Below are 23,125 nucleotides of genomic sequence, written 5' to 3'. Positions count from 1 at the left end.
AAATGCACAGTAGAGTCCGACTCTACTGTGCATTTCATACGCTATTATTCACCAACATATGGTAAAAGTGCCATTTGACGAGCACGTTTAATTGCAACTGTAAGTTTGCGTTGGTATTTCGCGCTTGTTCCTGTTACACGACGAGGTAAAATTTTACCACGCTCAGAAACGAAACGTTTTAATAAATCAACATCTTTATAGTCAATGCGAGTGATGCCGTTAGCTGTGAAGAAACACACCTTACGACGTTTCGCACGTCCACCTTTGCGTCCTGCCATGTCTATTTCCCTCCATTCTTTGTTAAAACTAACAAATTTACTGTATTAGAACGGTAAATCGTCGTCGGAAATGTCGATCGGTTGACCTACATTTGAAAATGGATCGTCATTCTTCGTAAATCCAGAGTTACCTTGGTTACCTGAATTACTAGATTGACCAAATGGGTTAGAGCCTTGGTTACCGAAACCAGCTCCTGATGGTTGCTGATTAAATGAACCACGTTGCTCCCCACCGCCATTACGCGGCTCTAAAAATTGCACGCTTTCCGCAAGAACTTCTGTTACGTATACACGTTTACCATCTTGTCCCTCGTAATTACGAGTTTGAAGACGTCCATCTACGCCTGCTAAGCTACCTTTTTTCAAATAATTTGCTACGTTTTCTGCTTGTTTACGCCATATTACACAATTAATAAAGTCAGCTTCACGCTCACCTTGTTGATTGGCAAATGCGCGATTCACAGCTAACGTAAAAGTAGCTACTGCAACACCATTGGGCGTGTAACGTAAGTCAGGGTCCTTAGTTAAACGACCAACGAGGATAACACGATTCATCAATCGAACCACTCTCCCTTATATATCAATTATTTTTCTTCTTCTTTAACAACGATATGACGAAGGATGTCTTCGTTGATCTTAGCTAAACGGTCGAATTCATTAATCGCTTCTGCGTTAGATTTCACGTTTAAGATCATGTAGAAACCTTCACGTAAGTCGTTGATTTCGTAAGCTAAACGACGCTTACCCCACTCTTTCGTGTTAATGATTTCTGCACCATTGTTTGTTAAAACACCTGCAAAACGTTCAACTAAAGCTTTTTGAGCTTCTTCTTCAACGCCAGGACGAATGATGTACATAATTTCGTACTTTCTCATTACACTTTCACCTCCTTTTGGTCTAAACGGCCCGTAATGGGCAAGGAGCAATTAATTTATAGTAATTACTCACGAGTTTAGATTATATCATAGTAAGTTATATGAATCAACTCACCAATACATAAAAAACTTGGCAAACATATAATATATTTGCCAAGCTCATATCTTTATTTTTCCTAGGAAATATTAAATTAAACGTTAAAACGGAAGTGCATAACATCTCCGTCTTTTACGATATATTCTTTTCCTTCTAAACGTACTTTTCCAGCTTCTTTTGCAGCTGTCATAGAACCGTTTGTCATTAAGTCATCGTAAGAAACTGTTTCTGCACGAATAAATCCACGCTCAAAGTCTGTATGAATAACACCAGCACATTGCGGTGCCTTCATTCCTTGTTTAAATGTCCAAGCACGTACTTCTTGAACGCCAGCTGTAAAGTAAGTAGCAAGTCCTAATAGGTCATATGCTGCACGAATTAATTGATCTAAACCAGACTCTTCAATTCCTAATTCTTCAAGGAATACTTTTTTCTCTTCTTCGTCTAATTCAGCGATTTCTGATTCGATTTTTGCACATACAACGATTACTTGAGAATTTTCATTTGCTGCAAATTCTTTTACCATTTGTACGTATTTATTTTCCGAAGGATCGATAACATCGTCTTCACTTACATTCGCTACGTATAACATTTCTTTTGTTGTAAGTAAATGAAGGCCTTTAACAACCTTCATCTGCTCTTCTGTAAATTCAACAGTACGAGCCGGTTTTCCCTCTTCAAAAGCTTCTTTTAAACGAACTAAAATTTCATGCTCATATACCGCTTCTTTATCTTTTTGTCTTGCTAATTTCGCAACACGCTCGATACGCTTATCAACAGACTCTAAGTCCGCTAAAATTAGCTCTAAATTGATTGTTTCAATATCATCAATTGGATCTACTTTCCCTGAAACGTGCGTAATATTTTCGTCTTCAAAACAACGAACAACTTGGCAAATTGCATCTACTTGACGAATGTGAGATAAGAATTTATTTCCTAAACCTTCACCTTTACTAGCACCTTTTACAATACCTGCAATATCAGTAAACTCGAATACAGTCGGAACAGTCTTTTTCGGTTCTACTAATTCCGTTAATTTATTTAAACGCTCATCTGGTACTTCTACAATCCCTACGTTTGGATCAATTGTACAGAATGGATAGTTCGCAGATTCTGCTCCTGCTTGTGTAATTGCATTAAATAAAGTGGACTTCCCTACGTTAGGTAATCCAACAATCCCAGCCGTTAATCCCATATTTTTCACTCCTATGTCTCAATCTTTCATCATTATAGATAGTAACGAAAAAAATGACAAGTTTCCGCCAAACGAAAAAAAGTAACAGTTACCTACTGTAACTGTTACTCTCCCTCTATTCTTCGTGCTTCACAAGTATTTTTTTCACCTTACGATCAAACTCTCTTCGAGGAATCATTACTGAATGGTCACACCCCTCGCACTTAATGCGGATATCCATTCCCATACGAATAATTTTCCAACGATTCTCGCCACATGGATGGGCTTTCTTCATTTCTACAACATCATACAAGTTATATTCCTTTTGCTCCACTCTCCAAACTCCTCTCCATACTAAATTGCTTTTCCACTAACTAATTCTTCACGATTATATAAAACCATACGTGGATATGGAATTTCAATTCCATGTAAATCAAGACGATTTTTAATCTCTTTACGAAGTGCCCTTGCAATAACTGCATGTTGCATCGGTTCTACTTCAGCAATAACACGTAATATAACTTCTGATGCAGCTAATGTTTGCACACCTAATAATTGAGGTGTTGTTACCATTTTTTCGTACTTTGAAGGTAATTCTACTAATAAATCTTCAATAACTTGCTCTGCTTTCGCAATATCAGCCTCATATGAAATAGATACATCAACAAACGCTACACTATTACTAACTGAGTAGTTAGTAACTTGAACAATACTTCCATTTGGTAAAGTATGAATTTCACCTGTCCAACTCTTTACTTTCGTTGTACGAAGTCCAATTTCTAAAACGACTCCTTCAAATTGACCGATTTTAACATAATCGCCAACCGAAAACTGATCTTCTAACAAAATAAATAAACCTGTAATAACATCTTTCACTAAACTTTGAGCACCAAATCCGACTGCTAAACCAATTACCCCAGCACCCGCTAATAAACCTGATGCATTAATATCAAACACACCTAAAATAGCAATTAGCATAATGAACATAACAACGTACGCTACAATATTTTCAAGTAATTTCGCTACTGTAACTGTACGACGTTCTGAAATTTGAATTGGAGAACGACTTCCCATGCGAAACGCATTTCGTACAACCGCTCTTGCAATTCGCACAACAACTGCACCAATTGTTAAAATAATACATATTTTTAATGTCGCAACTCCAATATGAGCCCAACGATCAGCATCTAATAAATACTGTTTCATAGAATTAAACCACTTCGCTAATAAATCCATGTACCTCTACCTCTCTAGCTAAAATTTCTTTTTAGTTACCCTTATTATTGTATCAGAAGTCCCCTAATTGCTGAAAAAATTTTATGATTTTAATCCTATTTTATCCCCGACATCCAGGTATAAAATGGAACGAATATATATATACTAGTACTATTATTTCCGTTTTCATTCACATTTTGCAAAAATTATGCACTTATAACTTTCCATTTTCCTCACCATATAACATATATTGAAAATTTATTAAAAGGATGGGTGCTTCATGAATATTGGAAGTTTTCGCTTACCATTTTTTGAGAAAGAAACTCAAAACGTTATGCACCAAGATCTAGAAGCCTCCGAGATAATCAGTAATTTCTTACTTACCCATATTCCTATTAAAACTAATATACCACTCATTCTCGTTTGTATCGGCACAGATCGCTCTACAGGTGACGCACTCGGCCCATTAGTTGGTACAAAACTTGAACAAATAGACATCCAAAACCTCCAAGTATTCGGTACACTAGATGAGCCAGTACATGCGCTAAATTTAGAAGAGAAAATTCAGAATATACAGAAAGAATATCCTACTGCATTTATAATTGCTGTTGATGCATGTTTAGGAAAGTCCCAAAATATCGGATCGATCACTACTGGAAAGGGACCTAGTAAACCTGGAGCTGCTATGAATAAGAAATTACCTGCAGTTGGTGATTTGCACATACACGGTATCGTCAATCTAAATGGGTTTATGGAGTTTTTCGTTCTTCAAAATACAAGATTAAGTTTAGTCATGAAAATGGCTGATGTAATCGCACAAAGTATAAAAGAGACGGATCAAAAATTATCCGCATTAAAAAAAGCAAACCATCTATAAATAATAAGATGGTTTGCTTTTTAATTTTTCTGTGCTAATAGTTCTAAAATACGATTTAAATCTTCTTTATTAAAAAATTCAATTTCGATTTTACCTTTTTCTTTTTTCGTCTCTTTAATTTTCACATCTGTGCCAAACTTTTCTCTTAAGAACGTTTCACGTTCTACGAAAAATATATTTCGCTCTTTTTTCACTTTTTTTGTTTCACGTGAAACGTGTTGATTAATCTCTTGGACGATTTTCTCTAATTGACGAACATTTAATCCTTCTTTTTCAATGCGTTTCAATAAGGACTTCAATTGTTCTTCATCTTTTATCGTAAGTAAAGTTCTCCCATGAGCCATTGAAAGTTGACCATTTGCAATCATATCTTGTACGAAAGAAGGTAGGCTTAATAACCTAGTATAATTTGCAATGTAAGGTCTGCTTTTACCAAGACGTTTCGCTAATTGTTCTTGCGTTACATTTAGCTCATTCATTAACATCTGGTATGCCATTGCCTCTTCCATAGGATTTAAATCTTCTCGTTGTAAGTTTTCTAACAAAGCAAATTCCATCATTTGCTGTTCATTTAATTGTCTTACAACCGCAGGTACTTTTTCTAAACCAGCCTCTTTCGCAGCACGAAATCGTCTTTCACCTGCAACAATTTCATATCCTTTAATGCTCTTCCTAGCAATTAATGGTTGTAGAATACCGTGTTCCTTAATCGAAATTGCTAATTCCTGAATCGCCTCTTTATTAAAGTGTTTACGCGGTTGATATGGATTCGGCCTTAATTCAGTTACAAGAATCTCCTGAATTGTTTCCTCTTCTTTCACATCTAAATCAGGAAAAAACACATTAATTCCTCTTCCTAATCCTTTAGCCACCTGCAATCACTTCCTCTGCTAAATCTATATATACTTCTGCTCCTCTTGATTTAGCGTCATACTGCATAATAGGTTTCCCATGACTTGGAGCCTCGCTCAAGCGTACATTACGCGGAATAATCGAGCGATATACTTTATCCCTAAAATACTTTTTCACTTCATCTATAACTTGGATTCCTAAATTTGTACGGGCATCCAACATTGTTAACAATACACCTTGAATTGCTAAATTTTTATTTAAATGTTTTTGTACAAGTCGAACTGTATTTAATAGCTGACTTAACCCTTCTAGTGCGTAATATTCACACTGTACAGGAATAATAACAGAATCCGCTGCTGTTAATGCATTAATCGTTAATAACCCTAAAGATGGGGGACAGTCGATAATAATATAGTCATATTTATCACGAACTGGCTGTAATGCTCTTTGCAAACGTACTTCCCGGGAAATAGTCGGTACCAATTCAATTTCAGCACCAGCTAATTGAATTGTAGCGGGTAGAACATCTAAGTTTTCAGTTGCGGTTTTCTGTATAACCCCTTGAACATCTGCATCTTCCACAAGAACGTTGTAAATACATTGATCTAATTCAGATTTTTCAATTCCCACACCAGTCGTTGCATTTCCTTGAGCATCAATATCTACAAGAAGGACTTTTTTACCTACTTGCGCCAATCCAGCCCCTAAATTAACAGATGTTGTTGTTTTTCCAACACCGCCTTTTTGATTAGCAATAGCAATGATTTTTCCCATGATGTCACCTACTTTCAACCTTTCTATCTTATTCTAGTAACAATTACGTTTATTGTAACATGAAATAAAACTTTTTCTTTTACGTCCTTTATTAAACTTCAAAATTTATTTCTAAACTCCTTCTTCATTTAACAAGAAAATATAGTAAAAGAGACCTCTCCAATAGGATAAGGTCTCTAGCACGTCATTATTATTTTTTCTTTGGAATTTTAATTGTAATTTGATAGTACTCATCAAATTCTTCTTCCTCAGAATTAACATTCAAACCACTTTCAGTAACCATTTGTAAAGATTGTCTAATTGTATTCATAGCAATCCTCGTATCTCGACTTACTGCTTTTTGCTTTGCCTTACGCTTCGGTTTCGCTTCCTCTAGTAACTTCGCAATTCGTTCTTCTGTTTGCTTTACATTTAGTTGTTTCTCCACAATTTCCTGTAAAACTTTCAGTTGTAATTCCTCATTTTTTAAAGGAATGAGAGCGCGGGCATGACGTTCTGTAATGCTTTTTTCTAATAATGCACTTTTTATTTCTTCAGGCAACTTTAACAATCGCAACTTATTTGCGATTGTAGATTGTCCTTTTCCAAGTCGTTGTGCCAATGCTTCTTGTGTTAAATTATGTAACTCAATCAGCTTTTGATATGCCACAGCTTCCTCGATTGCCGTTAGTTCCTCACGTTGCAAGTTTTCAATTAAAGCTACAGAAGCTGTCTCTGTATCATTTAAGTTCTTTATAATTGCAGGAACCTTTTCCCAACCTAACTTTGTTGCCGCGCGAAAACGTCTTTCTCCAGCAATAATCTCGTACTTATCATCCTCATATTGCCTTACAACAATCGGCTGAATAAGTCCATGTGTACGAATTGTTAATGCTAGCTCATCAATACGCGCATCATCAAAAACTGTTCTTGGTTGATAACGGTTAGGGGTAATATTTACTATCGGAATTTCTTGTATTTCTTCATATACCTTTTTATCTATCTCTTCATGGCTTTCGTCTTGTAATTCGAATTCGCTCTCTTTATCTCCAAAGCCAAATAAACGAGAAAACGTATTTTTCATACATATTCCACCACCTTTTAGGCCTATTGACTATTCTCCATAAAATGTTTCCTATGAAACATTTACGTTTTCATTTATATAATTTAATCTTACGTCTAATAAGATTTATTTTTCAATAGGTAATTTATTGGGTGTTCCCGGTTTGCGTGGATATTTCTTTGGTGTCTTGCGCTTTTTCTCGATTAATAAAATATTACGTTCACTCTCTTCAAACGGTAATTGGAACGTAGACATCTCTTTTAACTCTCCGCCTAGCACCTCTAAAGCATACTTGCCATTTTCAATTTCTTCGTTTGCTGCTGCACCTTTCATTGCAATGAATGTTCCTCCAACTTTTACAAGCGGTAAACATAGCTCACTTAATACAGAAAGACGCGCAACTGCACGTGCCATTACAATATCGTATGATTCACGTACACCTTCTTTTTTCCCAAACGTTTCAGCACGATCGTGACAAAATGCAACATCACTTAATTCTAACTTTTGTGCTAAGTGATTTAAGAAATTAATACGTTTTTGCAACGAATCTACAATTGTTACTTTTAAATGCGGGAAACAAATTTTTAAAGGAATACTTGGGAATCCAGCCCCTGCACCAACATCGCAAATTGAGAATGGTTTTGAAAAATCATAATAAAAAGCAGCTGTAATGGAATCAAAAAAGTGTTTTAAATATACTTCTTCTTTTTCTGTAATAGCCGTTAAGTTCATTTTTTCATTCCACTCTACTAATGTTTCAAAGTAGATTTTGAACTGCTCTAACTGTCTAGAAGAGAGGGTGATTCCCTTCTCTTCTAGCATAGATTGAAATTGTTCTATGTTCATCTAGCAATATCTCCTTACTATTTATTGGTTCGATACGCGTGCAATTTTTCCTTGTTCTATATACACAAGTAAAATGGAAATATCCGCTGGATTTACGCCAGAAATACGTGAAGCCTGCCCCATTGAAAGTGGGCGAACATCTTTCAATTTCTGTCTAGCTTCTGAAGCAATGCTAGAAATCGCATCATAATCAATATCTACAGGGATTTTTTTATTCTCCATTTTCTTCATACGCTCTACTTGCTGTAAAGATTTTTCAATATATCCTTCATACTTAATCTGAATTTCAACTTGTTCTTTAACTTCATCACTTAATTCTACTTCACTTGGTACTAAAAGATGAATATGCTCATATGTCATCTCTGGACGACGTAATAAGTCACTTGCACGTATTCCATCTTTCAATTCACTTCCGCCAATATTGCGAATTAATTCTTGAACTTCAGGACGTGGTTTAATAATAATGCTGCTTAAACGTTCCTTTTCCTGTTCAATTTGTAATTTTTTATTTGTAAATCGCTCATAGCGCTCTTCTTTAATTAATCCAATTTTACGACCAACTTCAGTTAAACGAAGATCAGCATTATCGTGGCGTAATAATAGACGGTATTCTGCACGAGACGTTAATAAACGATATGGTTCATTTGTACCTTTCGTTACAAGATCATCAATTAAGACGCCAATATAAGCATCCTCGCGACCTAAAACAACTTCTTCTTTACCTAAAGAACGGCATGCTGCATTAATTCCAGCCATAAGCCCTTGTCCGGCCGCCTCTTCGTAACCAGAAGTTCCATTAATTTGTCCTGCTGTATATAAATTTTTAATCTTTTTCGTTTCAAGTGTTGGCCATAGTTGTGTTGGCACAATTGCATCATATTCAATTGCATAACCTGTACGCATCATTTCAACATTTTCTAGGCCTGGAATTGTTCTAAGCATGTCACGTTGTACATCTTCTGGCAAGCTTGTGGATAAACCTTGTACATATACTTCTTGTGTATTACGCCCTTCTGGCTCTAAGAAAATTTGATGACGTGGTTTATCATTAAATCTTACTACTTTGTCTTCAATAGAAGGACAGTATCTAGGACCTGTTCCTTTAATCATACCAGAATACATAGCTGAACGATGTAAATTTTCATCTATTAAACGGTGTGTTTCTGTACTTGTATATGTCAACCAACATGGAATTTGATCCATAATAAATTTCGTTGTTTCAAAAGAGAATGCACGTGGCTTATCATCACCTGGTTGAATTTCTGTTTTACTGTAGTCAATTGTATTACTGTTTACACGAGGAGGTGTCCCTGTTTTAAATCTCACAAGATCAAATCCAAGCTCCTCTAAATGCTCAGATAATGTAATAGACGGTTGCTGATTATTTGGACCACTTGAATATTTTAAGTCGCCCATGATAATCTCGCCGCGTAAAAATGTTCCAGTTGTAATTACAACTGTCTTTGCTGTATATTCTGCACCAGCTTGTGTAACTACCCCTTTACATACACCTTCTTCAACGATTAAACGCTCTACCATTCCTTGGAACAACGTTAAGTTTGGTGTTTCTTCAATTGTTTTCTTTAATTCATGTTGGTAAGAGAATTTATCAGCTTGCGCTCGAAGTGCACGTACGGCTGGTCCCTTACCTGTATTTAGCATACGCATTTGAATATGAGTTTTATCAATATTACGTCCCATTTCTCCGCCTAATGCATCAATTTCACGAACAACAATCCCTTTTGCTGGTCCACCAACAGAAGGGTTACATGGCATGAATGCTACCATATCCAAGTTAATTGTTAACATTAATGTTTTTGAGCCCATTCGTGCTGCCGCAAGACCAGCTTCACATCCTGCATGACCTGCACCGATTACTATGACATCGTATGAACCGGCATTGTATCCCATTGTTTATTCCTCCTAATAATCTCTATCTTTCTACAACTTCACTATATTATTTTCCTAAACAAAATTGAGAGAACAACTGGTCAATTAAGCTTTCATGCACTGTGTCCCCAGTAATTTCACCAAGTATTTCCCACGTTCTTGTTAAATCAATTTGTACCATATCAATTGGTACACCATTTTCAATCGCCTCAACTGCATCACCGATTGTTTTTCCTGCTTGTGTTAATAATCCAATATGTCTCGCATTAGAAACATATGTCATATCTGCAGAATCGATTGTTCCTTCAAAGAATAAATCAGCTATTGCCTTTTCGAGTTCATCTATTCCTTGTTCTTCAATTAAGGATGTTGTAATAACACGATTTCCCGCGGCTAACTCTGTAACACGTTCCATATCAATCGCTTGCGGTAAATCAGTCTTATTCACAATAACAATAAATTCTTTTCCTTGTACCGCACGGAATAGTTCTTCATCCTCATTTGTTAAAGCCTCGCTATAGTTTACAACAACTAATACTAAATCCGCTTGGCTCATCATTTCTTTTGAACGTTCCACACCAATTCGTTCAACAACATCTTCTGTCTCCCGAATACCGGCTGTATCTATAAGTTTAAGAGGTACACCACGCACGTTAACGTACTCTTCAATAACATCACGAGTTGTTCCTGCAATATCAGTTACAATTGCCTTTTTCTCCTGAACAAGACTATTTAATAACGATGATTTCCCAACGTTAGGTCTACCGATAATTGCCGTAGCAATACCTTCACGTAAAATTTTCCCTTGTTTTGATGTTTCTAATATTTTTTCGATTTCCGAACGAACATGCGTCGCTTTCTCAATTAAAATATTATGTGTCATCTCTTCTACATCATCGTATTCTGGATAATCTATATTTACCTCAACATGAGCTAATGTTTCTAATATTTCTTGACGCAAAAGACCAATTAATTTAGATAATCGCCCTTCCATTTGATTAATTGCTACATTCATCGCACGATCTGTTTTTGCTCGAATCAAATCCATAACAGCTTCTGCTTGTGATAAATCGATACGTCCATTTAAAAAAGCACGTTTTGTAAATTCGCCCGGTTCTGCCAATCGTACTCCTTGTGCTAGAATAAGTTGCAATACTTTATTTACTGAAACAAGTCCACCGTGACAGTTAATTTCCACTATATTTTCACGTGTAAAAGTCCTTGGTGCGCGCATAATAGACACCATAACTTCTTCAATAACTTGATTTGTATCTAAATCAACAATATGACCATAATGAATAGTGTGAGAAGGAACCTCTGTTAAATCCTTCCCCTTAAAAATACGATTAACTTTCTCAACCGCATCATCCCCACTTACTCGAACAATGGCAATTGCACCCTCTCCAAGCGCTGTGGAAATCGCAGCAATTGTATCAAATTCCATGTCCTTTCACCTCACTTGCTTATTTATCTCTATTTCAACATGATTATTTCTTTCACTAAATTATTAGGATACCATAACGAACCTATCTACAAAAGAAGAATAACTCATTTTATTATATCCCCATGTAAAAAACACTAAACTTATTCACAGTGGATAAGTTTAGTGTTTTTTAGTTATCCACATCTATTTTCCGCTCAAAAAAACCGGCACTCATTTGAGCAACCGGTCATTTAGGAGATATTACAACATGCCGATGTGGTTCATTTCCTTCAGAAGTTGTATTGATACCTTGATGATTTGATAGTGCCTGATGAATAATTTTTCGTTCAAAAGATGGCATCGGTTCTAAAATAACTCTTTTTTTCGTATTAAATACTTGTTTTGCTAATCGATAAGAAAGTGATTCTAACGTACTTTTTCTTTTACTACGATAATTTTCAGCATCTAGTGTAATACCGATATACTGCTTCGTGTTACGATTCGCGACAAGTTTTGTTAAATACTGTAAAGAGTTCAATGTATTACCTCTTTTCCCAATTAAAACACCTACATTATCACCAGAAATTGTAAATTCAATTTCGCGTCCTTTTACAATTTTACTAATCTCAACTTCCACACCCATATCGTGAATAACATTTCTTAAATATTCTTCACATTCTTGAATTGGATCTTTCTTCAATACAACTTCTACTACTGCAGGACGATTCCCAAATAAACCTAAGAATCCTCTTTTACCCTCATCAACAATATTTATATCTACTCGATCTTTTGATGTATTTAATTGCCTTAAAGCATCCTCTACTGCCAGCTCGACTGTTTGTCCTTTAGCAGTAATTACACTCACTTGCTTGAGCCTCCAGCTTTGCTAGCCTTAATTTCTGGCCCTTTGATAAAGTACATTTGAGCAATACCAAAGATATTACCAACAACCCAGTAAAGTGATAATGCGGCTGGGAAGTTAATTGCAAAGATTAAAATCATAATCGGCATAAGCCAAAGCATCATTGCCATTTGTGGATTTTGGCCAGCTGTTCCTGCCATTGCAAGCTTTTGCTGAATAAATGTCGTAATTGCCGCAACAACCGGTAAGATAAAGAACGGATCTGCCTTTCCTAAATCAAACCATAAAAATGTATGTTCACTAATTGCTGTTGTTCTCATAATCGCATGATAAAACGCGAATAAAATAGGCATCTGAACAAATATCGGTAAACATCCTGCCAATGGATTTACACCATTCTTTTGATATAACTGCATCATTTCTTGTTGTAGTTTTTGCTGTGTTGCTTGATCTTTAGAACTATATTTCTCTTTTAACTTCACCATTTCTGGTTGTAACGCTTGCATTGCCTTTGTACTCTTCGTTTGTTTAATCATTAATGGTAATAATGCAAAACGAATGATAAGAGTTGTAATAACAATTGCTAAACCGTAATTACTGTTAAATAATTCGGCAAAATACGTGATTAACTGAGAAAGCGGATATACGAAATATTCATTCCAAATCCCAGTACTTTTCGATGTAATCGGCTGACCCGTTTCACTACAACCGGTGGCAATCGCCATTAATGCAACGACCATGGCTAGTAAACCTAATTTCTTTTTCAAAGCCTACTCCTCCTTGTATCGGTATGTATATAGTGTAATTCATTTCCTTACGCTACCTTTTTATTCTTTTCATACCAGAGCGTTTAAAGACATGAATTAAGCTTTTCTTTACTTCTTCATATGTCATCTCTGCACAAGGCTTCCTTGCTATTATAACAAAATCTTTCCCAGAATCTATCTCATCTTTTAACTCTGTAATAGCCTGACGGACCATACGCTTAATTCGATTACGAACTACTGCATTTCCAATTTTCTTGCTAACAGAAAGGCCGATGCGAAAGTTTGGCTGTTCTTCTTTATCTAATTGGTATACAACAAACTGACGATTCGCATTTGATTTTCCTTTTTGAAAAACCGCCTGGAATTCATCATTCTTCTTTATACGATGTTTTTTCTTCATATCAATTGACACTCCTGTATTTCATCAGCGGAAATTCACTATTATTAGAAAAAAAGACCACTGAACGATCAGTGGTCTACGCAGATAATACTTTTCTTCCTTTACGACGACGAGCTGCTAGCACTTTACGTCCGTTCGCTGTGCTCATACGGCTGCGGAAACCATGTACTTTGCTGCGCTTACGTTTATTTGGTTGGTAAGTTCTTTTCATTATATGACACCTCCCTGAGGAATATCTGTTAAAGACAGTCCTATAAATTATAGTTAATCAACTAGGAAAATGTCAATGGTTCTAGAAATTTTCATCAAATATTCATTTTGAACCTATTCACATACTTTTACACAGTACCTATATTTCCTTGTGGATAAATGTTTTTTCACGTTTTTTATATCCACAAACTTTTTTCGCACTTTTACACAGTATATCGTGTTGTGGACAAGTTTATTCCACAAGGTATTGATTTTGTGGATAACTTTCTTAAATTCATTGCTATAGCCACTTTTTTTTGATATTATAGTTGTGTTTTCACTTTGAATAAGTTTTCCACACCTTTATTTTATCCACAGTTTGTGTATAACATGTGGACAGTTTTAATAACATGTGGGTAAATAGTTGTCCACATTTGCTTTTTTTGTCGAAAACCCTATCTCATATACAAACGACGTTTTTAGGTTTTAAAATACGTTTCGTATAAATATACATTTTATATTTATTGGGTTGTACATTTGTTGCGCAACCTTATTCTTTTACCATCTTAGTAAAGGAGGGACACCTTTGGAAAATATCTCTGATTTATGGAATAGTGCCTTAAAAGAATTAGAAAAAAAGGTAAGCAAGCCTAGTTATGAGACATGGTTAAAATCAACAACGGCTCATAACTTGAAGAAAGACGTATTAACGATTACAGCTCCAAATGAATTTGCTCGTGACTGGCTAGAATCTCATTACTCCGAACTAATTTCAGAAACACTATACGATTTAACAGGGGCAAAATTAGCAATTCGCTTTATTATTCCCCAAAGTCAAGCTGAAGAGGATATTGATCTGCCTCCAGTTAAGCCGAATCCAGCACAAGATGATTCAGCTCATTTACCACAGAGCATGTTAAATCCAAAATATACATTTGATACATTTGTTATCGGCTCTGGTAACCGTTTTGCCCATGCAGCTTCTTTAGCTGTAGCCGAGGCGCCAGCTAAAGCGTATAACCCACTCTTTATTTACGGGGGAGTTGGGCTTGGAAAGACGCATTTAATGCACGCAATTGGTCATTATGTAATTGAACATAATCCAAATGCAAAAGTTGTATATTTATCATCAGAAAAATTTACAAATGAATTTATTAACTCTATTCGTGATAATAAGGCTGTTGATTTTCGTAATAAATATCGCAACGTAGATGTTTTATTGATAGATGATATTCAATTTCTTGCTGGAAAAGAACAAACTCAAGAAGAGTTTTTCCATACATTTAATGCATTACACGAAGAAAGTAAACAAATTGTAATTTCTAGTGATCGACCACCAAAAGAAATTCCGACTTTAGAAGATCGTCTTCGTTCCCGCTTTGAATGGGGGCTTATTACAGATATTACGCCGCCAGATTTAGAGACACGAATTGCGATTTTACGCAAAAAAGCAAAAGCTGAAGGGCTTGATATACCAAATGAAGTTATGCTTTATATCGCAAATCAAATTGATTCAAATATTCGTGAATTAGAAGGTGCACTTATCCGAGTTGTAGCTTATTCATCTTTAATTAATAAAGATATTAATGCTGATTTAGCAGCTGAAGCACTTAAAGATATTATTCCAAATTCTAAGCCGAAAATTATCTCTATTTATGATATTCAAAAAGCTGTCGGGGATGTTTATCAAGTGAAATTAGAAGATTTTAAAGCGAAAAAACGTACCAAATCAGTTGCGTTTCCTCGCCAAATTGCAATGTATTTATCGCGCGAGCTTACAGATTCCTCTTTACCAAAAATAGGTGAAGAATTTGGTGGACGTGATCATACAACAGTTATCCATGCCCATGAAAAAATCTCTAAACTACTAAAAACCGATACGCAATTACAAAAGCAAGTTGAAGAAATTAATGGTATTTTAAAGTAGTAGCTGAATAGTGTGAATAACTTACCTTGTTTTACGCACAGTCTATCCACATGTAGATAGACTGTTTTTACATCCTTTATAGGGGTTATCCACATATCCACAAGCCCTATTACTATTACTACTATTTTTTTATCTTTATTAATTAAATAAAATCTTATACTTACCGGAGGTTTTTCTTTATGCGTTTTACAATACAAAAAGACTATCTTGTAAGAGGTGTACAAGATGTAATGAAGGCAGTTTCTTCTCGTACAACAATCCCCATCCTTACGGGAATTAAAGTTGTAGCTACTGAAGAAGGGGTTACATTAACAGGAAGCGATGCTGATATTTCTATTGAATCGTTTATTCCAGTCGAAGAAGATGGAAAAGAAATCGTAGAAATTGCTCAATCAGGAAGCATTGTTTTACAGGCAAAATATTTTAGTGAGATTGTAAAAAAACTACCTAAAGACACTGTCGAAATTTCTGTAGAAAATCATTTTATGACAAAAATAAAATCTGGAAAATCAGAGTTTAACTTAAATGGTTTAGATTCTGCAGAATATCCGTTATTGCCACAGATTGAAGAACATCATGTATTTAAGATACCAACAGATTTACTTAAGCATATGATCAGACAAACTGTATTTGCAGTTTCTACTTCTGAAACAAGACCGATCTTGACAGGTGTAAACTGGAAGGTATATAACAGCGAGTTAACTTGTATTGCAACAGATAGTCATAGACTGGCACTTCGAAAAGCAAAAATTGAAGGACATAACATTGCAGATGAATTCCAAGCTAATGTTGTTATTCCAGGTAAGAGCTTAAATGAATTAAGTAAAATTTTAGATGAGTCTGAAGAAATGGTAGATATCGTTATTACGGAGTATCAAGTATTATTCCGTACAAAACATTTATTATTCTTCTCAAGATTGTTAGAAGGAAATTATCCTGATACGACACGTTTAATTCCAGCAGAGAGTAAAACGGATATTTTTGTAAATACAAAAGAATTCCTACAAGCAATTGATCGTGCTTCACTATTAGCAAGAGATGGCCGCAATAACGTTGTTAAATTATCAACTTTAGAGCAAGAAATGCTAGAGATTTCTTCGAATTCACCAGAAATCGGAAAAGTTGTCGAAGAAGTACAATGCGAAAAAGTAGATGGAGAAGAGTTAAAAATATCTTTTAGTGCAAAATATATGATGGATGCATTAAAAGCTTTGGATAGTACAGAGATTAAAGTTAGCTTTACTGGGGCAATGAGACCGTTCTTAATTCGTACAGTAAATGATGATTCGATTATTCAATTAATTTTACCGGTTCGTACTTACTAGGTAAGGAATAAGGGTTGCTAGTTTAAAGATGCTAGTGGCCCTTATTTGATTTTTGGGTATTACTTTCCTAATGCTAGTTTATTTAGTACAATGAAAGAATGAACACTTTCAGAAAGTGAGCGATTTTATGAAACGTATTAAAATTTCAACAGAGTATATTACACTAGGACAATTTTTAAAGTTAGCTGATGTAATTGATACAGGTGGCGCTGTAAAATGGTTTTTACAAGAATATGAAGTGTACGTGAACAACGAACTTGAAAATAGAAGAGGTCGCAAACTATATGCGAATGATGTTATTGAAATTCCAGGAAGCGGAACTTTCCAAGTTCAGGCATAAAGGGGGAGCCCTTTGTTTATTTCAGAAATACAATTAAAAAACTATCGCAATTATGAAAAATTAGAGCTTTCCTTTGAAGATAAGGTAAATGTAATTATCGGCGAAAATGCACAAGGGAAAACAAATTTGATGGAAGCTATTTATGTTTTAGCGATGGCGAAATCTCATAGAACCTCTAATGATCGCGAACTTATCCGCTGGGATGAAGATTTTGGTCAAATAAAGGGGAAATTACAAAAAAGAAACAGTTCTTTGTCTTTGGAATTAAATATTTCGAAAAAAGGTAAAAAGGCAAAATTAAATCAACTTGAACAACAAAAGTTAAGTCAATATATTGGCGTGATGAACGTTGTCATGTTTGCCCCAGAAGATTTAAATCTTGTAAAAGGAAGCCCTCAAGTAAGAAGACGCTTTTTAGATATGGAATTAGGACAAATAGCTCCTGTATATTTGTATGAATTAAGTCAATATCAAAAGGTGCTCACGCAACGAAATCACTTGTTGAAAAAAATGCAAGGGAATAGTAAGAATGAGGAAACGATGTTGGATGTATTTACACTTCAACTAATTGAGCATGGTGCGAAAATACTGCAAAAACGTTTTGAATTTTTGCATTTGCTACAGGAATGGGCAGCTCCAATTCATCGAGGTATAAGCCGTGGATTAGAAGAGTTAGAAATTGTCTATAAACCAAGTGTAGATGTATCAGAATCAATGGATTTGTCGAAAATAAAAGAAGTATACTATGAAAGTTTTCAATCTGTGAAACAACGTGAAATTTTCCGTGGTACGACTTTAATTGGTCCTCATCGTGACGATTTACAATTCTTCGTTAATAGTAAAAATGTTCAAGTCTTTGGTTCGCAAGGACAACAACGAACGACCGCACTATCCCTAAAATTAGCTGAAATTGAATTGATTTATTCAGAGGTTAAAGAATATCCAATCCTTTTGTTGGATGATGTTTTATCAGAATTAGATGATTATCGTCAATCACATCTTTTAAATACAATTCAAGGAAAAGTGCAAACATTTGTTACAACGACGAGTGTCGACGGAATTGAACACGAAACATTAAAAGAAGCGAAAACAATTCATGTAACGAACGGCACTGTAGATTGTGAAATAGATAGGGAATAACCCCTGTTTAAATGGAAAAGTAGGTGATCTTTGTGTCAATGGAACAAAAGCAAATGCAAGAAAATGCATATGATGAAAGTCAGATACAGGTGCTTGAAGGACTAGAGGCAGTTCGGAAACGCCCTGGTATGTATATTGGATCTACAAGTGGAAAAGGGCTTCACCATCTTGTGTGGGAAATCGTAGATAATAGTATTGATGAAGCACTTGCAGGTTATTGTGATGAAATTAATGTTAGTATCGAAGAAGATAATAGTATTCGTGTAACGGATAATGGGCGTGGTATTCCGGTTGGTATACAAGAAAAAATGGGACGTCCAGCTGTAGAAGTTATTATGACTGTTCTCCACGCCGGTGGTAAATTTGGCGGTGGCGGTTATAAAGTTTCTGGTGGTTTACATGGTGTTGGGGCATCGGTTGTAAATGCTCTATCAACAGAATTAGAAGTATTTGTACATCGTGAAGGTAAAATCCATTACCAAAAATACGAAAGAGGTATTCCGGTTGCGGATTTAAAAGTCATTGGTGACACAGATCAAACAGGAACAATAACTCGATTTAAACCAGATCCGGAAATTTTCCAAGAAACAACAGTATACGATTTTGATACGCTAGCAACTCGTATGCGTGAATTAGCGTTTTTAAATCGCAATATTAAATTAACAATTGAAGATAAACGTGAACATAAGCAAAAGAAAGAATTCCATTACGAAGGTGGAATTAAATCATATGTTGAGCATTTAAATCGCTCAAAACAACCGATTCATGAAGAGCCTGTGTACGTAGAAGGTTCAAAAGATGGTATTCAGGTTGAGGTTTCTCTTCAATATAACGAGGGATACACAAATAATATTTACTCATTTACGAATAACATCCATACGTATGAAGGTGGTACACATGAGGTAGGTTTTAAAACAGCTTTAACTCGTGTAATCAACGACTATGGTCGTAAAAATAGCATTTTAAAAGATGCGGACAGTAATTTAACTGGTGAGGATGTTCGTGAAGGTTTAACAGCAATTGTATCAATCAAGCATCCAAATCCACAATTTGAAGGACAAACGAAGACAAAACTTGGGAATAGTGAAGCGAGAACAATTACAGAGTCTGTATTCTCAGAGGCGTTTGAAAAGTTCTTACTAGAAAATCCTAATGTAGCGCGAAAAATTGTAGAAAAAGGTACGATGGCTGCACGTGCACGTGTAGCTGCGAAAAAAGCGCGTGAATTGACACGTCGAAAGAGTGCGTTAGAAGTTTCAAGTTTACCTGGTAAATTAGCTGATTGCTCTTCGAAAGATCCAGCAATTAGTGAAATTTACATCGTAGAGGGTGACTCTGCGGGTGGATCTGCAAAACAAGGACGCGATCGTCATTTCCAAGCAATTTTACCGCTGAAGGGTAAAATTATTAATGTGGAAAAGGCACGCTTAGATAAGATTTTATCAAATGATGAAGTTCGTACAATTATTACGGCGATTGGTACAAATATTGGTGGAGACTTCGATATTGAAAAAGCACGCTATCATAAGGTTATTATTATGACCGATGCCGATGTTGATGGTGCACATATTCGTACCCTATTATTAACGTTCTTCTATCGTTATATGCGTCAAATAATTGAGTGTGGTTATATCTATATTGCACAGCCGCCGTTGTTTAAAATACAACAAGGTAAAAAAATTCAATATGCTTACAACGATAAGGAACTTGAAAAAATCTTAGCAGAATTACCGGCCCAACCTAAGCCAGGGATTCAGCGTTATAAAGGTCTAGGGGAAATGAATCCAACTCAGCTATGGGAGACGACAATGGATCCAGAAGTACGTTCATTACTTCAAGTTTCCCTTCAAGATGCAATTGAAGCAGACGAAACATTTGAAATTTTAATGGGAGATAAAGTAGAGCCGCGTCGTAACTTTATCCAAGAGAATGCAAAATACGTGAAGAACCTTGATATTTAAATGAGTAATGACAGGAATCTAAGTATTCCTGTCTTCTACATATAAATCAATGTATGTGTAACGGAAATGTAAGAGGAGGTGCTCGTTGATGTCAGACAATCAACAACAAGCACGAATTCGAGAAATTAATATTAGTCATGAAATGCGTACCTCATTTTTAGATTACGCAATGAGTGTTATCGTATCTCGTGCATTACCAGATGTTCGTGATGGATTAAAACCTGTGCATCGTAGGGTTTTATATGCGATGAATGATTTAGGAATTACAGCTGATAAAGCGTATAAGAAATCAGCACGTATTGTCGGTGAAGTAATCGGTAAGTATCACCCTCATGGTGATTCAGCCGTTTATGAAACAATGGTACGTATGGCGCAAGATTTTAGTCAACGTTATATGCTTGTAGATGGGCATGGTAACTTCGGTTCTGTAGATGGAGATTCAGCAGCTGCAATGCGTTATACAGAGGCAAGAATGTCTAAGATTTCTATGGAATTAATACGTGATATTTCAAAAAATACAATTGATTATCAAGATAACTATGATGGTTCCGAAAGAGAACCGATAGTACTACCAGCGCGTTTCCCTAATTTATTAGTAAACGGTACAACAGGTATTGCTGTTGGTATGGCAACAAATATACCGCCGCATCAGCTTGGCGAAGTAATTGATGGTGTGTTGGCATTAAGTCATAATCCTGATATTACTATCGCGGAATTAATGGAATATATTCCCGGTCCAGACTTTCCGACGGCAGGTTTAATTTTAGGAAGAAGTGGAATTCGAAGAGCTTATGAAACAGGTCGCGGTTCCATTATGCTTCGTGCTAAGGTTGAAATTGAAGAGAAGTCAAACGGTAAACAATCTATTATCGTAACTGAACTACCTTATCAAGTTAATAAGGCACGATTAATTGAAAAAATCGCAGAATTAGTTCGCGATAAGAAAATTGAAGGTATTACAGATTTACGTGATGAATCAGATCGTAATGGTATGCGTATTGTCATGGAAGTACGTCGTGATGCTAATGCAAACGTACTATTAAACAATCTATATAAACATACAGCGCTTCAAACAAGTTTCGGTATTAATATGTTGTCTCTTGTAAATGGGGAGCCACAAGTACTAAATTTAAAACAAAATCTATATCATTATTTAGAGCATCAGAAGGTAGTAATTCGTAGACGTACTGCTTATGAATTAGAAAAAGCAGAAGCACGTGCTCATATTTTAGAAGGATTACGAATTGCTTTAGATCATCTTGATGAAGTTATTACGTTAATTCGTAGTTCAAAAACAGCAGATATTGCCAAGCAAGGCTTAATGGAACGTTTTGGTTTAAGTGAGAAACAGGCGCAAGCGATTTTAGATATGCGTCTGCAACGCTTAACTGGATTAGAACGTGAAAAAATTGAGCAAGAATATCAAGACTTAATGAAGTTAATTGCTGAATTAAAAGCAATTTTAGCAGATGAAGAAAAAGTTCTTGAGATTATTCGTGAAGAATTAACAGAAGTAAAAGAGCGTTTCAATGATAAGAGACGAACAGAAATTACAATTGGCGGTATGGAATTTATTGAAGATGAAGATTTAATTCCTGAACAAAACATTGCGATTACGTTAACTCATAACGGTTATATTAAGAGGTTACCAGCTTCTACGTACAAAACACAGAACCGTGGGGGACGTGGTGTGCAAGGAATGGGTACGAATGATGATGACTTTGTTGAACATTTATTAACAACGTCTACTCATGATCATATTTTATTCTTTACAAACAAGGGTAAAGTATACCGTACGAAAGGATATGAAATTCCAGAGTATAGTCGTACTGCAAAAGGACTACCAATTATTAACCTATTAGGGGTAGATAAGGGTGAGTGGATTAACGCTATTATTCCGATTCGTGAATTTGGTGACGATCAGTTCTTATTCTTTACGACAAAACAAGGGGTTTCTAAGAGAACGCCACTTTCATCATTTGCAAATATACGTACAAATGGTTTAATTGCAATTTCTCTTCGTGAAGAGGATGAGGTAATATCTGTACGTTTAACATCGGGTGATAAGGATATTATTGTCGGGACAAGTAACGGTATGCTAATTCGTTTCAATGAACAAGATGTTCGTTCTATGGGACGTAATGCTGCAGGTGTTAAAGCTATTACGTTGGGCGATGAAGACCAAGTTGTAGGTATGGAAATTGTCGAAGAGGATGTAAATGTTCTAATTGTAACGAAAAATGGTTACGGAAAGCGTACACCGATTGATGAATACCGTCTGCAAAGTCGCGGTGGTAAAGGTCTGAAAACTTGTAACATTACAGATAAGAACGGTAAATTAGTAGCTGTTAAATCTGTTACAGGTGAAGAAGATATTATGTTAATTACAGCGGCAGGCGTTATTATTCGTATGCCAGTTGATCAAATCTCTCAAATGGGACGTAATACACAAGGTGTTCGTCTAATTCGATTAGAGGAAGACCAAGAGGTAGCGACGGTAGCAAAAGCACAAAAAGATGAAGAGGAAGAAACGAGTGAAGAGGTTTCTTCAGAAGAATAAGAGAGGGGATTTTCCCTCTCTTTATTTTTTTATAATAATACTTGCATAGGGAAAAGAAAGCCTATATAATAGGCAGAGTCAGCAAATGAGAGATATAACTTATCAAAAAAACTTGTTGACGAAAATAATATACTATGATATATTATAAAAGTCGCTGAAACGCGATATTGAACTTTGAAAACTAAACGAAACAAACAACGTGAAACGTCAATTTTTATTTTAGATGCTAGACAAACTAACTTTATTGGAGAGTTTGATCCTGGCTCAGGATGAACGCTGGCGGCGTGCCTAATACATGCAAGTCGAGCGAA

At 35.7% G+C, this 23,125-nt stretch carries 23 protein-coding genes and 1 rRNA gene; 8 read left to right on the top strand and 16 right to left on the bottom strand.

What is annotated here, in order from left to right:
* Positions 1-44: 44 nt before the first annotated feature.
* From rpsR to GBN78_RS17980, 6 genes are all read right to left on the bottom strand, one after another.
* Entirely contained in the window at positions 45-278 is a 234-nt protein-coding gene (gene rpsR, locus GBN78_RS18005) for a 30S ribosomal protein S18 (protein ID WP_000918873.1), read from the bottom strand.
* A 45-nt stretch (positions 279-323) separates the two neighbouring features.
* Positions 324-836: a single-stranded DNA-binding protein gene (gene ssb, locus GBN78_RS18000; protein ID WP_000981966.1), complete on the bottom strand. Its 513-nt coding sequence runs from the start codon at positions 834-836 to the stop codon at positions 324-326.
* A gap of 26 nt (positions 837-862) precedes the next feature.
* A complete protein-coding gene (rpsF, locus tag GBN78_RS17995) occupies positions 863-1,153 on the bottom strand; it encodes a 30S ribosomal protein S6 (RefSeq protein ID WP_001233778.1) in 291 nt (96 codons plus the stop codon).
* Between the two features lie 191 nt (positions 1,154-1,344).
* Positions 1,345-2,445, bottom strand: coding sequence for a redox-regulated ATPase YchF (ychF, locus tag GBN78_RS17990; RefSeq protein ID WP_000524672.1), 1,101 nt, complete (start codon positions 2,443-2,445; stop codon positions 1,345-1,347).
* A gap of 115 nt (positions 2,446-2,560) precedes the next feature.
* Positions 2,561-2,758: a DUF951 domain-containing protein gene (locus tag GBN78_RS17985; RefSeq protein ID WP_000435485.1), complete on the bottom strand. Its 198-nt coding sequence runs from the start codon at positions 2,756-2,758 to the stop codon at positions 2,561-2,563.
* 20 nt (positions 2,759-2,778) lie between these two features.
* Positions 2,779-3,660 carry a mechanosensitive ion channel family protein gene (locus tag GBN78_RS17980; protein ID WP_000364815.1) on the bottom strand — a complete coding sequence of 294 codons (882 nt, stop codon included), beginning with the start codon at positions 3,658-3,660 and terminating at the stop codon, positions 2,779-2,781.
* A gap of 259 nt (positions 3,661-3,919) precedes the next feature.
* Between GBN78_RS17980 and yyaC the strand changes: the two genes are divergently transcribed.
* Positions 3,920-4,516, top strand: coding sequence for a spore protease YyaC (gene yyaC, locus GBN78_RS17975; RefSeq protein ID WP_001020715.1), 597 nt, complete (start codon positions 3,920-3,922; stop codon positions 4,514-4,516).
* A 20-nt stretch (positions 4,517-4,536) separates the two neighbouring features.
* Here yyaC and spo0J read toward each other — a convergent pair whose 3' ends face one another.
* The 10 genes from spo0J to rpmH form a co-directional block, all read right to left on the bottom strand.
* The gene (gene spo0J, locus GBN78_RS17970) at positions 4,537-5,388 is read right to left on the bottom strand and encodes a stage 0 sporulation protein Spo0J (RefSeq protein ID WP_001051829.1); all 852 of its coding nucleotides are present in this window, start codon (positions 5,386-5,388) and stop codon (positions 4,537-4,539) included.
* On the bottom strand, positions 5,381-6,142 hold the full coding sequence (gene soj, locus GBN78_RS17965; protein ID WP_000516115.1) for a sporulation initiation inhibitor protein Soj: 762 nt from the start codon (positions 6,140-6,142) through the stop codon (positions 5,381-5,383). The genes spo0J and soj overlap by 8 nt, the downstream gene beginning before the upstream one ends.
* 190 nt (positions 6,143-6,332) lie before the next feature.
* Entirely contained in the window at positions 6,333-7,205 is an 873-nt protein-coding gene (gene noc, locus GBN78_RS17960) for a nucleoid occlusion protein (RefSeq protein ID WP_000799016.1), read from the bottom strand.
* Positions 7,206-7,310: 105 nt separating this feature from the next.
* On the bottom strand, positions 7,311-8,030 hold the full coding sequence (gene rsmG, locus GBN78_RS17955; protein WP_001019628.1) for a 16S rRNA (guanine(527)-N(7))-methyltransferase RsmG: 720 nt from the start codon (positions 8,028-8,030) through the stop codon (positions 7,311-7,313).
* Between the two features lie 21 nt (positions 8,031-8,051).
* Entirely contained in the window at positions 8,052-9,941 is a 1,890-nt protein-coding gene (gene mnmG, locus GBN78_RS17950) for a tRNA uridine-5-carboxymethylaminomethyl(34) synthesis enzyme MnmG (RefSeq protein ID WP_000541055.1), read from the bottom strand.
* 46 nt (positions 9,942-9,987) lie between these two features.
* Positions 9,988-11,364, bottom strand: a complete 1,377-nt coding sequence (gene mnmE / locus GBN78_RS17945; RefSeq protein WP_098300441.1) for a tRNA uridine-5-carboxymethylaminomethyl(34) synthesis GTPase MnmE — start codon at positions 11,362-11,364, stop codon at positions 9,988-9,990.
* Between the two features lie 226 nt (positions 11,365-11,590).
* Entirely contained in the window at positions 11,591-12,208 is a 618-nt protein-coding gene (jag, locus tag GBN78_RS17940) for an RNA-binding cell elongation regulator Jag/EloR (RefSeq protein ID WP_000111516.1), read from the bottom strand.
* Entirely contained in the window at positions 12,205-12,972 is a 768-nt protein-coding gene (gene spoIIIJ, locus GBN78_RS17935) for a YidC family membrane integrase SpoIIIJ (RefSeq protein WP_087876001.1), read from the bottom strand. Before spoIIIJ ends, jag begins: the two co-directional genes overlap by 4 nt.
* Positions 12,973-13,024: 52 nt before the next feature.
* Positions 13,025-13,372: a ribonuclease P protein component gene (rnpA, locus tag GBN78_RS17930; protein ID WP_000726622.1), complete on the bottom strand. Its 348-nt coding sequence runs from the start codon at positions 13,370-13,372 to the stop codon at positions 13,025-13,027.
* Between the two features lie 76 nt (positions 13,373-13,448).
* On the bottom strand, positions 13,449-13,583 hold the full coding sequence (gene rpmH, locus GBN78_RS17925; RefSeq protein ID WP_000831901.1) for a 50S ribosomal protein L34: 135 nt from the start codon (positions 13,581-13,583) through the stop codon (positions 13,449-13,451).
* 564 nt (positions 13,584-14,147) lie between these two features.
* On the opposite strand from rpmH, the gene dnaA reads away from it, so the two are divergent.
* The 7 genes from dnaA to GBN78_RS17890 all read left to right on the top strand — a co-directional run.
* Positions 14,148-15,488, top strand: coding sequence for a chromosomal replication initiator protein DnaA (gene dnaA / locus GBN78_RS17920; protein WP_000428017.1), 1,341 nt, complete (start codon positions 14,148-14,150; stop codon positions 15,486-15,488).
* A gap of 179 nt (positions 15,489-15,667) precedes the next feature.
* A complete protein-coding gene (gene dnaN / locus GBN78_RS17915; RefSeq protein WP_001212884.1) occupies positions 15,668-16,813 on the top strand; it encodes a DNA polymerase III subunit beta in 1,146 nt (381 codons plus the stop codon).
* A gap of 127 nt (positions 16,814-16,940) precedes the next feature.
* Positions 16,941-17,153: a S4 domain-containing protein YaaA gene (gene yaaA / locus GBN78_RS17910; RefSeq protein ID WP_000821364.1), complete on the top strand. Its 213-nt coding sequence runs from the start codon at positions 16,941-16,943 to the stop codon at positions 17,151-17,153.
* Between the two features lie 12 nt (positions 17,154-17,165).
* Positions 17,166-18,293: a DNA replication/repair protein RecF gene (recF, locus tag GBN78_RS17905; RefSeq protein ID WP_000470745.1), complete on the top strand. Its 1,128-nt coding sequence runs from the start codon at positions 17,166-17,168 to the stop codon at positions 18,291-18,293.
* Positions 18,294-18,331: 38 nt separating this feature from the next.
* Entirely contained in the window at positions 18,332-20,254 is a 1,923-nt protein-coding gene (gene gyrB, locus GBN78_RS17900; RefSeq protein ID WP_000435982.1) for a DNA topoisomerase (ATP-hydrolyzing) subunit B, read from the top strand.
* Positions 20,255-20,342: 88 nt separating this feature from the next.
* Positions 20,343-22,814, top strand: coding sequence for a DNA gyrase subunit A (gene gyrA / locus GBN78_RS17895; RefSeq protein ID WP_001282864.1), 2,472 nt, complete (start codon positions 20,343-20,345; stop codon positions 22,812-22,814).
* A 241-nt stretch (positions 22,815-23,055) separates the two neighbouring features.
* Positions 23,056-23,125: ribosomal RNA gene (locus GBN78_RS17890) — 16S ribosomal RNA — on the top strand; the annotation flags it as partial.

The organism is Bacillus sp. B2-WWTP-C-10-Post-4 (assembly GCF_009183805.1).
Taxonomy (GTDB): domain Bacteria; phylum Bacillota; class Bacilli; order Bacillales; family Bacillaceae_G; genus Bacillus_A; species Bacillus_A cereus.
The sequence above is the reverse complement of the archived record's forward strand: the minus strand, read 5'-3'. Positions and strand labels throughout refer to the sequence as shown.

What these genes read in the sequence shown, in the direction of transcription:
- yyaC (WP_001020715.1), top strand. Translation starts at nt 3,920, where the DNA reads ATGAATATTGGAAGTTTTCGCTTACCATTTTTTGAGAAAGAAACTCAA.
- noc (WP_000799016.1), bottom strand. Translation starts at nt 7,205, where the DNA reads ATGAAAAATACGTTTTCTCGTTTATTTGGCTTTGGAGATAAAGAGAGC.
- soj (WP_000516115.1), bottom strand. Translation starts at nt 6,142, where the DNA reads ATGGGAAAAATCATTGCTATTGCTAATCAAAAAGGCGGTGTTGGAAAA.
- gyrA (WP_001282864.1), top strand. Translation starts at nt 20,343, where the DNA reads ATGTCAGACAATCAACAACAAGCACGAATTCGAGAAATTAATATTAGT.
- ychF (WP_000524672.1), bottom strand. Translation starts at nt 2,445, where the DNA reads ATGGGATTAACGGCTGGGATTGTTGGATTACCTAACGTAGGGAAGTCC.
- yaaA (WP_000821364.1), top strand. Translation starts at nt 16,941, where the DNA reads ATGAAACGTATTAAAATTTCAACAGAGTATATTACACTAGGACAATTT.
- rsmG (WP_001019628.1), bottom strand. Translation starts at nt 8,030, where the DNA reads ATGAACATAGAACAATTTCAATCTATGCTAGAAGAGAAGGGAATCACC.
- GBN78_RS17980 (WP_000364815.1), bottom strand. Translation starts at nt 3,660, where the DNA reads ATGGATTTATTAGCGAAGTGGTTTAATTCTATGAAACAGTATTTATTA.
- rpmH (WP_000831901.1), bottom strand. Translation starts at nt 13,583, where the DNA reads ATGAAAAGAACTTACCAACCAAATAAACGTAAGCGCAGCAAAGTACAT.
- rpsR (WP_000918873.1), bottom strand. Translation starts at nt 278, where the DNA reads ATGGCAGGACGCAAAGGTGGACGTGCGAAACGTCGTAAGGTGTGTTTC.
- mnmG (WP_000541055.1), bottom strand. Translation starts at nt 9,941, where the DNA reads ATGGGATACAATGCCGGTTCATACGATGTCATAGTAATCGGTGCAGGT.
- rpsF (WP_001233778.1), bottom strand. Translation starts at nt 1,153, where the DNA reads ATGAGAAAGTACGAAATTATGTACATCATTCGTCCTGGCGTTGAAGAA.
- rnpA (WP_000726622.1), bottom strand. Translation starts at nt 13,372, where the DNA reads ATGAAGAAAAAACATCGTATAAAGAAGAATGATGAATTCCAGGCGGTT.
- dnaN (WP_001212884.1), top strand. Translation starts at nt 15,668, where the DNA reads ATGCGTTTTACAATACAAAAAGACTATCTTGTAAGAGGTGTACAAGAT.
- mnmE (WP_098300441.1), bottom strand. Translation starts at nt 11,364, where the DNA reads ATGGAATTTGATACAATTGCTGCGATTTCCACAGCGCTTGGAGAGGGT.
- gyrB (WP_000435982.1), top strand. Translation starts at nt 18,332, where the DNA reads ATGGAACAAAAGCAAATGCAAGAAAATGCATATGATGAAAGTCAGATA.